We start from the raw sequence: 12,160 nt of genomic DNA on the forward strand, positions 1-12,160 counted from the left end.
GGAACCCGCGCAACGCACTGGCTCCTCTGCGCCTCTGCGGTTATAAAAATTATTTTTAAGCCACAGAGACGCAGAGAACGCGGAGAGAATTAAGAGTTTTAAGTGAAAATTTGGTTTAATCTGTCTTCGTTGAGACCGTACCAAAAAACAGCGATCGCATCTAAAATTTCTCGCCCACCGAGTATGAATTTACTTCGGTCAAAGTTGGGTTTAAAGTAGACTTCCTCTAGTTCCTCTAAAGTATGTCCGGCGTGTTGTCCTTCGACGCGGTTATGCCAAGTGAAGAATGCTAAATGTAATTGGGGATGTCGCGTTTGTTTAATTTTTGTTAGTCCGTCTTCCAATTCTTGCCAAAAACCTGCTGCTGCCCAATTTTCGACGGCAAAGCTAGCACCCTCGGCTATTTGCGGGTCATCGCTACCATAGAGGCGCTGCAACTCATCACAAAAATGTAAAGTTGAAGGGCGTCCGTGTTTGCGTTTACCTAATTCTTCGTACTGTAGTCCTAAATCCTCAGCTACACCTAACAACCATTCAAAATGAGCCGCCCGGAAACGACAAATACCACCGTCTACTGTACCTTCTGTACTTATTAAATCGGGGTCGCCTTCTCGGTCTTTTTGTTCTTCAGTTTGGGTAGTTTGTTGACCTGAATTTTTTCCTGATTGGCGATAAATTACGCCTAATTCATTTAATAAAATCTCGCGGCTAGCCCGTGATTGTTGAAGAGTAGGTGAGTTAATTGCTTTGAGTAAAGCTGCAATTAAAAATTGATTAGAGAACACCGAGAATTGTTTGAGAAAGTGCTTTAATTCTAAATCTGTTGCTGTACCATTAGTAAACCAGCGGGTATAAGTATTATTAGTAATGATGCGATGCTGTAAAAATTCCCGTTCTACTTCATTCAAGAAATCACGAAAACTTTCAACTTGCGCTTGAGTTAATTCGCCGTGTTGTAAGCGTTCCTCAATCCGTGAGGAAATCGTTAAATTATTTGGTTTGGTAATAACTTGATTCATAACTATACCTCGGTTTGAAGGCAGAGGGTAGAAGGGCTTATTTATAATTAGGACTTACGCAAACACCATTGTTTCACTCTTATTTCTCTGCGCTCTCTGCGCTCTCTGCGTCCTCTGCGGTTTTTATAATGCTAATTTGTGACAACCTAGCAGTAAATTTCAACCATCAAACTCAGATAGAATTTTCATCCTTGGATAGGTTCTGCTGTATGTGGATGAGAAAGCCAACTGTAAGAATAATTTTTATCCTCTAAACCCAAAGCATATTTCGTTAGTTTTAACGGTCGGAAAGTATCAACCATTACTGCTAATTCATTCGTCCGTTCTTTCCCAATTGACCCTTCATAGGTTCCTGGATGGGGGCCGTGGGGAATACCGCTAGGATGAACGGTAATTGAAGCCCGCTCAATTCCTTTGCGAGACATAAAGTTACCTTCTACGTAATAGATAACTTCATCAGAGTCAACATTGGAATGGTTGTAAGGTGCAGGAATTGCTTGGGGATGATAATCGAATAAGCGCGGTACAAAAGAACACACCACAAATCCGGGGGCTTCAAAGGTTTGATGTACTGGCGGTGGTTGATGTAGTCGCCCTGTAATTGGCTCAAAGTCTTCAATGTTGAAAGCAAAAGGCCACAAATGTCCGTCCCAGCCAACCACATCTAGGGGATGATGGCGATACAAATAACTGGTAATGCGATCGCGGGCTTTAACTCGGACTTCAAATTCCCCAGCTTCATCGTGGGTAATTAGCTCATCTGGTGGGCGAATGTCACGTTCGCAGTAGGGCGAATGTTCTAAAAATTGTCCGTATCGATTGAGGTAACGGGCTGGGGGTTCAATATGTCCCTGGGCTTCGATGACAAGCATTCGTTGCTCAATTCCAGCATCAGGAATAATTCGCCACATTACACCTGTGGGAATTACTAGGTAATCTCCGACTTGATAACGCAGAAGACCATACTGGCTTTCAAGGATACCGCTACCTTCATGAATGAAAATGACTTCATCACCATGAGCAAAGCGATACCAGTATTTCATGGCTGTGGTGGGACGAGCCACGAAAATGCAGACATCTGTATTAGCCATCAGGGGAACACGAGATGCGATCGCATCTCCACCCGTCTCTACCGTTGCTGTCCGTAAGTGGCGGTGGAGTAAAGCGCCTGTTTCTGCAAAAGGAATTTCTACCCTTTCTTCCCGCAAAATCTTTTCAATTTGCGTTGGTGGATGCAGGTGATAAAGCAGAGATTGCACGCCAGCAAAGCCGTGAATACTAATTAATTCTTCGTGATACAAAGAACCGTTAGCTTGACGAAATTGGGTGTGTCTTTTATGCGGTATATTACCCAATTTATAGTAATAAGTCATATCGCTATGCTCCAATTGGTAATTAGTCATTTGTCACCCGTCATTTGACGATTGATGACAATCCTCACTAATTAACTTAAATTCTTCCCCTCGTCCACCTAATTAATTACTAATTACGAACTTGTACTGAGCTTGTCGAAGTATTACGAATTATTTCTACACGCTGACGAGATTTCCTCGCTTTGCTTGTTCGCGTTCAATGGCTTCAAATAAAGCTTTGAAGTTTCCCTCACCAAAACCCCGCGCCCCGTGTCTTTCTATGACTTCAAAAAATAATGTGGGTCTATCTTGTACAGGTTGGGTAAAAATTTGCAGTAGATAACCATCTTCATCCCGGTCTACTAAGATGCCTAATTCTGCTAACTGTTCTATGGGTTCGTCAATTTTTCCTACCCGTTCTTCTAAGTTATCGTAATAGGTTGGAGGGGGAACTAAAAACTCTACGCCTGTTTGTTTCATGCGGCTAACTGTGGCAATAATATTCTCAGTTGCTAAGGCGATATGTTGCACTCCCGGCCCGTAGTTATATTCTAAATATTCTTCTATTTGCGATTTACGTTTACCATTAGCAGGTTCGTTAATTGGTAATTTGATTTTTCCCGTACCATCCTGCATGACTTTGGACATTAAAGCAGAATATTCTGTCGCAATGGTTTTATCATCAAACTCTACTAAAAGATTAAAACCCATTGTTTCGGCAAAGAATTCTACCCAACGTTCCATTGCGCCTAATTCGACGTTACCAACTATGTGATCGATGGCTTGGAGTCCTACACCTTTACTTTTGAGATGCGCTTTATTTTGCACCTCAAAACTAGGTGCAAATACACCGGCGTAATCGCTGCGATCGATAAATTTAATTAGGGTATCACCATAACCGCGAATGGCGGAATAACGGAATATTCCATAGCTATCTTCTTCTTCTGTAGGTGCGATCGCGCCGATTGCACCTCGGCTAGTTGTTTGTTGATAAGCGCTGACAACATCCGGTACTTCTAAGGCGATAATCCCTACAGCATCACCATGTTTCAATACACTTTTAGCAATGGGATGATCTGGACTTAACCCTGAGCTTAAAACAAAGTTAATATTTCCTTGTTGCATCAGATATGATGCAGTTTCACGATACTTGGTTTCTAATCCTCGATAAGCTGTATTAGTAAATCCAAAACACTGGGCGTAAAATAGCGCTGCTTGCTTGGCGTTACCAACATAAAATTCCAAGTGGTCGATGCGTTTAATTGGACAGAAATCGTTCATTATTTATTCCTTTATTTAATATAAGCACTTCGACAGGCTCAGTGACCAGAGGGCAGAAGGGGAAGAGTTTTAAGATATTTATTTGTATTTCTCTCAGAATTAATATGAGACACTACCAAATGTTTAATTTGGTGAAATAAGAATTCAAAGCAAAATAGATGAGAGACAGTCCCTCATTAATTCTGACTTTTATAAAAAACATCTCTCTTTTGGCAGATTTATCTAATGCCTTGTGCAAGACTCTGTCTTTAGCTGTCACATTTTGAGTTGAGATTATAAACTCCACTCTCCTAATTTAGATTATAAATTTTACTAACGAGTATCTACAAGTGTAAGATATTAACTTTTAAGATAATTTTAGAATGTATTTTTGACTACTCTAGATAGGTATATTCTGAAAACATAACAATAAAAAACGCCCTTTCCTTCTACGTAGAGGAGGAAATTAGCTTTGTGACTGTCAATTAATACTTCCTTCTGCTCTGCGGACACTGAGCGAAGTCGAAGTGTCCCCTCTGCCTTGCATAATAAGACTGGAGACTATCAAAGTGAAGCCAACACTCAAAAACTGGGAACACCTGCAACAATTGGATGAAATAGACCGACAACTGTTGTGTCTCTTACAAGAAAACAGTCGCATTACTTTCGCTGACTTAGCGCGTCACGTTAATCTCTCAACGCCGGGGTTACAAAAGAGATTGCGCAAGCTGGAAGAAAAAGGTGTGATTGACCGTTATGTAACTTTGGTGAATCGCGAGGCGTTAGGTTTAGATTTACTGTGTTTTGCACAGGTTACCTTAGCCAATCATCAACCGGAATGCGTGGGTATTTTTTGCGATCGCGTCAAAGAATTACCAGAAGTTTTAGAATGTCACCATCTTAGCGGCGAGTTTGACTATCTATTAAAAATGGTTGTCCCTAACCATCAGCACTTAGCCAAGTTACTTTCAGAAAAAATCACCCGCATTCCTGGTATAGATAGAATCCAGACAAATATTGTGCTGAATGAAATTAAAGCTTCAACTTCACTACCATTAGATTAAATACATCAGGTGAATCCGATGGATGCATCATTAAAGGCGCTGCTGTCATCTGTTGTAGACTATGCTGGGTTATTTCCGCCAGCAAAGCTAGAATTACAGCCAGCAATGGCGAATTATGCTCAATATCAGAGAACACCCTACAGTTGGATGTTAGGTAGGTTTATTTTGCCAAGTTCTCGTTTGCAGGAATTTGAGCAGCTTTTACCTGATTATCCAGCACAATGGCTACTGAGCATAATTATGACTGGAGATTTGCAAAAAGCCCTCGCCCAGTTAAAATCACTCAACAATCCAAAAATTGCGATCGCTTCTTTAGAATTCCCCCCCCTTCCACCCAGAGAAATCGAAAACATCCTTCCCTTAATTCCTCCTGAGGTGGAATCATTCTTTGAAATTCCCTTTAACAGCGACTTGCAAAGTTATTTATCGGTGTTGCAACATCCTCGCGCAGCTGCAAAAATCCGTACTGGTGGCGTAACAGTTGATGCTTTTCCTAACTTTGCGCAACTTTACCAAAGTATCTTCGCCTTTGCGCAAGCGCAAATTCCCTTTAAAGCCACCGCCGGATTGCACCATCTATTATTCAGTAAACATCCTGTAAGCAGTGAAGCAAACAGCCCTGTGGCTTGGATGCACGGCTTTTTGAATGTTGCAATTTTAGCTGCGCTAATTTATCAGCAAAAATTAACACCAGAACTAGCGGTAGAAATACTAGAAGAAACATTTCTAAATAATTTTCAATTTACAAGCGATCGCCTTTCTTGGAAAGATTATCAACTAAATATTTCCGAGATAACTTCAGCTAGAAACAATTTCTTTCGTTCCTTCGGTTCTTGTTCGTTTCAAGAACCGATAGATGACCTCAAAGATATGCGTTTGATTTAGATTTACTGAATTTTGAGAATTTGGTACAACCATTTTTCAAAGCGATCGCCTAAAGCTTGTACAGAAAATTTGCTTTCTGCTTCTTGGCGACAGGTGTATCGGTTAATTTCATCAATCCGCGCGATCGCTTCTACCAAACCAGGAACGCTATCAGGTTCCACCAAAAAGCCAGTTACGCCATCTTGTACAGTTTCCCCAGGCCCGCCCCGACGATATGAAATCACTGGTACTCCACAGGCTAAACTTTCAATTACGACATTACCAAAAGCTTCCACCCATCGATGTGTCATCAATAAGCCTTGACACTCTCGCAACACTTGCTGCAATTTATCGGTCGATAAAAATCCTAAATATTCTATTGGTGCATCTGGATAGTCAGAACAAATCTTTTCCCAATAGGAATTATCCTGCATTCTCCCCATAATTTTTAAGGGAATATTGGTGATTTGTGCAGCTGCTACTGCATCTTCTAAACCCTTTTCTGGTGCAATTCTTCCTAACCAAGCTAATTGTTTTTTGGGTTCAAGACAAAAATTATATAATGACAAATCAATACCATTACTTAAATAACAACACTCCTCTTCAATGCCAAATGTTTGAGCTTGAGTTTTTGTCCGAAAGGCTACTGTACCGGGAAATTGTTTAACTATCTGGGGAATAATCTGGTCGATAGCGTTAGTCAGCGAACCCATACTCACTAAGTGCGCGATCGGCTTGCGGAAAAAAGGTGTGAGGTAAAATGGTAGCCAATCATAGGCAAAATTAACAATCAGGTCGCAATCATCCTGAACCTGACGCGCATATTCCCACATATTAGCTATTACAGGATTTTCTGGCATGATAATTGGCTCTGTGCGTTCTTGGTTTTGAGCCATTGGTTGGTAATTGCCAGGAATCTGAACTATTGGCAAATCAAGCCGAGTAGAATTAGCTGGTGCGATCGCTTGCAATTGATGACCCCGGCGAAGCATTTCTTGAGCTGCATTGTACAGGCTCAATTCCACACCACCGCCAACCCCACTACCCAAAGAACCAACAGGGGTGGAAACAAAAATTAACTTCATTTGCCCGCAGTATGAACAGTATTTAGATTCTCTAGACTATCTTTATTTGTTGATTGAGTCTAGATGGAAAATAGGGGCTAGGGGATAGAGGCTAGGAGCTAGAGAGTAGGGATTTCAATGTGTGATGTGGGTTTTGACTGCTGTGAAATTGATACCGACAATTACCATGCGATCGCCCAGTAATATCTGACTGTTTTGGTATCAAAAAATGTAGGTTTCAATTACCCATCTACTGCCAGCCATGCCTCAAATTTAGTATCTTATCGTACTTTATTTTTATGCTTGACTAAATCTGAGAGTTGCTTTTGGTAATAAATTTACCAAATTAATTACTCTACCACATGACTTTTGAAGCCACTCGCTAAATTTAATTAATTGTAACCCTAATATTAATTATTACTTAAATTTTGCTCGATGTACTGACAAAACCATCTTCCCTGTGTCATGCTTATATGCATCTATTTTTTTAATGCATCAAATATTACCTTTATGGGCATAACGAATAATACCTAAAAACTTAGGTGTAATACTTGCATCATAGCGTTTTGGAATTCCGTAAAATCTCACGTATCAGATAGAATTTTAGGACTGCGTATTACTGAAGTATATGAGCGTCTTTAAAGGTCAAAATTTTAACCAATTTTGAGAAGCTTTCAATATACTAACTAGCAATTACTAAAATTCCGCAAAGATGGTTGTGTTGATTTATACCAACTTACTCATCTATAGAGAAATAAGAATGGATTCACCAAGCAACTTAATCCCCGCAGCAGACTTAGAGTTTGGGAAACGTGTCTCACGAACCAACGTGCAAAGAGTTCCCCTCTCAGTCGAGCAGTTTTGGTCAGCTTTTGACGACTACCTGCATTTGCAGAAGGTTTTCGGGGGACATCAAGATACTGAACTAGAGCCAGGGCCGATAAATGACGTAGGCGCAATTATCCGGTTTGAGTTTATGGGTTCCATCACCCGTGAGCGGCTGGTAGTTAAAGACTCACAAAACCATATTTGGAAGATTGACATCCCAGAGCCGAATGCACTCTTTAGTTTTTATGAAGCTACTGTCAAAGTGTATGACACAGGCGATGGTACCGAAGTGTCACTGACTATGGAAGTCGTGATGTTAAGCGAGAACCGCGAAGAGCGAGCAAAAGCATTGAGTATTCTGGAGAAATACCTGCCAACTCGCATTCCTGAACTGAGCAATTTCGTTCTCCAAAGAGATGGTCTCAGATGCTTGTTTGAGTTCGATGTCCACTACCCTATCGCTAAATTGTGGGCAGTTATCGGTAATTGGCAAGATGTCTCTTGGGTACAATATGCCACTGGCGTCAAGATGGGAGCTAATAATATAAGACAGATTATTTTCCCCAAAGGCGTGTTAGACGAGAGCCTTGTCCATATCTCAGATGCAGAGCGCAAATTGGTCTACGAAGTGACCAAGAGTGCAATGCCGGTCAAACTGTATAGGGGTACAGTCCAGCTCTTTGAGGTGAATAACGCAGTCACTAAAGTCCGCTATGACAATGTTTTCCTGCCTGTGGATGGGCAAAATCCCCAACAAGTCAAAGAGGGTATAGAAAAGTCTTTCAACCTGCGTTTTGACTGGTTTAAATCAAAATTCGACACAAGAAACGGAGAAAAAATGGCCACTGGAGCAAGTGTTACAGGTATTGTTCGCGCACCCATCAACAAAGTATGGGAATCCTTCAGACCCTTTGGGCCAGAAATTAGACAATGGTGGCCGATTTATGAATGGCTGCGGTTAGAGGCTCCTGGTAAAGACGAAGTTGGGGCTGTGCGCTCTTTTAAAACCAACACTGGTCGAGAATACAAAGAGCGTTTGGAGGCTCGCGATGACCAGAACCACATATACAAATATTCATTGCTAGAATCCAACCCCAGCATACCCTCGCTAACCAGCATTGTTACCACCATCAAAATGTCTGCGAAGAGTCCGACAGAGACTATTATCGATTGGTCTGCGGAAATTAACGTTGACCAGACTTTTGCCGGACAAATTGTCACTGCTCAAGAAAAGGCTTATACCGACGCTATCAAAGCCCTCGATAAACACTTTCATCCGAGTTTTGGACAGTTAGAAGTTGAACTACTTAACGGTATCGACCTTGTTAAAACTAACTTATTTCAGCCCGATCCCTATGTAATACTCAATCTAGACGAAGGTAAGCCACAAAAATCCAAGGTTTGTCCGCGAACTCACAACCCATCATGGAACCAAAAATTCTTGTTTGATGTATTGAGTACCGCCGGTAAACTCCATTTGAGTGTTTGGGATGCTAACGTCGGTCAAGATAATTTTATGGGTAGTGCCGAAGTAGATCTGCACGAGTTAGTATCTGGTAAACCAATCCGCAAACAGCTAGCGCTACAGCGTACAGACCGAGGGGAAATTGTAGTTTCTTTACTGCTCAATCTCGACTCAGGAGAAAAACTACCTCTGATTAAAGAAGTACCCCAAGAACCGGTACTAGCTTTTATTGAGCATCTTCAGGACGAGATTAAAACTCAACTGTTGCAAATCATGAAGCAGCGCTTGAGTGGCGAAGACCAAAAATATGAATATGAAAAATACCCTCGCCGCAAAGATGCACCAGACCTACCAATGGAAGAATTGCCACGCTTGGTAAGAGGTCTACCTCCAGGTCAAGCCCTACCACCGAAGAAGTTGGGGTTATTGTCAGAGCGGATAGCTGAATATGTCTACTCAGAAATAGGATTTATTGGCAGGTTACAACAGTCTAAGCAGTCAGGAAGTGACCCTTGGACAGCTTATTACTCTAACTCGGTTCAAGCGCCAATTAATATTCCTCAGAATTGGAAAGATGATGTTGAATTCTGCCGTCAGTTGATTCAAGGTGTGAACCCCATGTGCATTACCCTATGCACTGACCAAAATGCCATTCCCAAAGAAATGGCAAACCTAACGGCTCAAGGGAAAACTATTCCCCAACTGATTTCAGAAAAACGGCTGTTCATGCTTGATTATGCCGATTTAGAAGATATTCCCCAGTTACATGGCAAAGTTTTCTATCCGGCATTTGTGTTGGTATATCGAGAACTATTAGAGGGTGGAAAGTCCAGACTTAACTTAGTTGGTATTCAGCTAACCCGCCATAAAGACCGTAAGAATGAGGTTTATACTCCTAACTCTCCATATCCCAACAAGTATCTGCTGGCAAAAATTCACGCAGCCTGTGCTGACGACCAATATCACCAGTTTACGATTCACTTGGGCTTCGCACATTTAGCGGTAGAGCCTTTTGCTATCAGCCATCACAACGCCTTTCCAAAAGACCATCCCATCGGTCAATTGCTCAAGCCCCACTTCCAAGACACCATTGGTATCAACTATATGGCTCGTCAAACTTTAGTCTCGAATGTGGCTCCATTTACCGATCGCACTTTCGCCACTGGTACAGCTGGCGGGATAAACTTATTCTTGAAGGCTTGGAAGAAGTGGGACTTTTTCGGTATGAGCTTCCCGCAACAGCTATTATCACGCGGGTTTGATGAGCAAGGCTCAGATGGCGTTGAAGATTTCTTCTTCCGCGAAGATGGGTATAAAATTTGGAATGCTTATACTGACTATGTAAGTAGCGTAGTAGCAGCAGTCTATAAAGATGATGCCGCAGTCAAGGCAGATCCAGTGATTCAAGCTTGGGCAGCAGAAACCGCCGACCCTGAACGTGGAGCCGTGCCTGGTTTCCCTGCTAAAATTGAAACTCAGGAACTACTGGTAAACACTTTGACAAATATTATCTTTTTAGCCAGTGCCCAACATTCAGCCATCAATTTCTCCCAGTATCAAGCCTTAGGGTATGTTCCCAATCGCCCGAATGTACTCTACAAGGGATTGCCGGAAACTGAAGGCGATATCAGCATGGAATATGTTTTCAGTGCGTTGCAACCCTTTGCCACGGCTCATTTCCAGGTCTTTTTCTCTCGGTTACTCTCCACAGAGTCCTTGCATCCAATCTCTGAGTTGCCTTTAGGAAATAATCTGTTTCCCGACCTACATGCTATTTTTATGGCGAAGCTGAATTTGATAGCAGTAGAGATTGAGGAACGGAATAAAAAGCTCTTGAGCGAAGGTAAGGTTCCTTATCCATACTTGTCACCTAAGCAGATAGCTTCTAGCGTTGATATCTAAAATCAAGTTTAGGCTGGGCAATGCCCACTGATATCGGGATATAGTGAGCAATGCCCACTATATCCCTGATTTTGAGACTCAAGTCCTGACTAAGAACTATAGCCGTAGCCAGATAGATTAGGACATCAAGCTAAGATAAAATCCTGACAATAAAAGCCTTTCGAGTCAGTCAACAGCTATATATTTTTCCTGCCGAATTCTTCCAGCGTCAAATGTCCGAATTGATATTAAGGAGATAGCGATGAAACAACGTCAACTCGGAAATCAAGGTTTGGTAGTGTCGGAAATCGGTCTTGGCTGTATGGGTATGAGCATAGCTTATGGTAGTGGTGACGAGGAAGAATCAATTCGTGTGATTCACCGAGCAATTGATTTGGGAATTACCTTGTTTGATACAGCTGAGATTTACGGGCCATACACCAACGAAGAACTTTTGGGGCGAGCAATCAAGGGTAAACGCGATCGCATTGTCATCGCTACCAAGTTTGGCTTTATTGTAGAAAATGGTCGCATCATCGACACTAATAGCACCCCAGAAAATGTGCGGCGAGTTTGCGATGCATCTCTCCAAAGACTTGGGGTTGACTACATTGACCTGTTTTACCAGCATCGCGTCGATCAAAAGGTTCCCATTGAAGATACAGTAGGAGCAATGGCAGAACTTGTACAACAAGGTAAAGTTCGCTACCTGGGTTTGTCTGAAGCTGGGCCCGAAACACTCCATCGCGCTCATCAGGTGCATCCTATCAGCGCTTTGCAGACAGAGTACTCACTTTGGGAACGTAGTCCAGATGAGCGCATTCTGCCAACTTTACGTGAGTTGAAAATTGGCTTTGTGCCCTACAGTCCGATTGGACGGGGCTTTCTCACTGGTCAAATCAAGCACTTTGAAGACCTGGCTGAAGATGACTACCGCCGCACTGACCCCAGATTTCAAGGTGATAACTTCCAAAAAAACTTGCAAATTGTTGAGGAAGTAAAGCAAATCGCACAGTCCAAAGGCGCGACACCAAGTCAAATTGCACTTGCTTGGCTGCTGCATCAAGGCGACGACATAGTCCCAATTCCGGGAACCAAGCGTTTAGCTTACTTGGAGGAAAATGCCGCAGCTAGTGATATCGTGCTTTCTCAAGACGACCTCAAAAAATTAGATAATCTTGCACAAGTCACTTCCGGTGAACGCTACGGTCGCGCACTCATGGCTAACGTCGAAAGTTGAAGAAAAATATATATTGTCACCCCCTGCAATTTTAATCAACAAAGTTTATGTTTATTTGACCAGAAGAGGCAGGGGGATAACACAAATGCTAAAAGAGTATTGTTTAATTCACACTCCCCAAAA

The 12,160-nt window shown here is 42.1% G+C and carries 8 protein-coding genes; 4 read left to right on the top strand and 4 right to left on the bottom strand.

From position 1 onward, the window contains the following. Positions 1–98 precede the first annotated feature (98 nt). The 3 genes from H6G41_RS05965 to hppD all read right to left on the bottom strand — a co-directional run bounded on the left by H6G41_RS05965 (position 99) and on the right by hppD (position 3,652). Entirely contained in the window at positions 99–1,019 is a 921-nt protein-coding gene (locus H6G41_RS05965; RefSeq protein ID WP_190744541.1) for a hypothetical protein, read from the bottom strand. A gap of 185 nt (positions 1,020–1,204) precedes the next feature. Continuing rightward, complete coding sequence (locus H6G41_RS05970; protein ID WP_242037817.1) at positions 1,205–2,422, bottom strand: homogentisate 1,2-dioxygenase; 1,218 nt, start codon at positions 2,420–2,422, stop codon at positions 1,205–1,207. Positions 2,423–2,548: 126 nt separating this feature from the next. Then, entirely contained in the window at positions 2,549–3,652 is a 1,104-nt protein-coding gene (gene hppD, locus H6G41_RS05975) for a 4-hydroxyphenylpyruvate dioxygenase (RefSeq protein ID WP_190744542.1), read from the bottom strand. Between the two features lie 548 nt (positions 3,653–4,200). On the opposite strand from hppD, the gene H6G41_RS05980 reads away from it, so the two are divergent. Both H6G41_RS05980 and H6G41_RS05985 read left to right on the top strand, forming a co-directional pair. After that, positions 4,201–4,695, top strand: a complete 495-nt coding sequence (locus H6G41_RS05980) for an Lrp/AsnC family transcriptional regulator (RefSeq protein ID WP_308796023.1) — start codon at positions 4,201–4,203, stop codon at positions 4,693–4,695. Positions 4,696–4,713: 18 nt separating this feature from the next. Then, entirely contained in the window at positions 4,714–5,580 is an 867-nt protein-coding gene (locus H6G41_RS05985; protein WP_190744544.1) for a hypothetical protein, read from the top strand. Positions 5,581–5,582: 2 nt separating this feature from the next. Here H6G41_RS05985 and H6G41_RS05990 read toward each other — a convergent pair whose 3' ends face one another. Further along, entirely contained in the window at positions 5,583–6,644 is a 1,062-nt protein-coding gene (locus H6G41_RS05990; protein ID WP_190744546.1) for a glycosyltransferase family 4 protein, read from the bottom strand. A gap of 739 nt (positions 6,645–7,383) precedes the next feature. On the opposite strand from H6G41_RS05990, the gene H6G41_RS05995 reads away from it, so the two are divergent. Both H6G41_RS05995 and H6G41_RS06000 read left to right on the top strand, forming a co-directional pair. Beyond that, positions 7,384–10,818 (top strand): lipoxygenase family protein, encoded by a 3,435-nt coding sequence (locus H6G41_RS05995; RefSeq protein WP_190744548.1) that lies wholly within the window; start codon positions 7,384–7,386, stop codon positions 10,816–10,818. 241 nt (positions 10,819–11,059) lie between these two features. Beyond that, positions 11,060–12,037 carry an aldo/keto reductase gene (locus H6G41_RS06000; protein WP_190744550.1) on the top strand — a complete coding sequence of 326 codons (978 nt, stop codon included), beginning with the start codon at positions 11,060–11,062 and terminating at the stop codon, positions 12,035–12,037. Positions 12,038–12,160 lie beyond the last annotated feature (123 nt).

It is taken from the genome of Tolypothrix sp. FACHB-123 (genome assembly GCF_014697075.1).
Classification (GTDB): Bacteria; Cyanobacteriota; Cyanobacteriia; order Cyanobacteriales; family Nostocaceae; genus Aulosira.

Bases quoted from the DNA above. Each gene is read 5' to 3' on its own strand.
- H6G41_RS05965 (WP_190744541.1), bottom strand. From the start codon at position 1,019: ATGAATCAAGTTATTACCAAACCAAATAATTTAACGATTTCCTCACGG.
- H6G41_RS05970 (WP_242037817.1), bottom strand. From the start codon at position 2,422: ATGACTAATTACCAATTGGAGCATAGCGATATGACTTATTACTATAAA.
- hppD (WP_190744542.1), bottom strand. From the start codon at position 3,652: ATGAACGATTTCTGTCCAATTAAACGCATCGACCACTTGGAATTTTAT.
- H6G41_RS05985 (WP_190744544.1), top strand. From the start codon at position 4,714: ATGGATGCATCATTAAAGGCGCTGCTGTCATCTGTTGTAGACTATGCT.
- H6G41_RS05990 (WP_190744546.1), bottom strand. From the start codon at position 6,644: ATGAAGTTAATTTTTGTTTCCACCCCTGTTGGTTCTTTGGGTAGTGGG.
- H6G41_RS05995 (WP_190744548.1), top strand. From the start codon at position 7,384: ATGGATTCACCAAGCAACTTAATCCCCGCAGCAGACTTAGAGTTTGGG.
- H6G41_RS06000 (WP_190744550.1), top strand. From the start codon at position 11,060: ATGAAACAACGTCAACTCGGAAATCAAGGTTTGGTAGTGTCGGAAATC.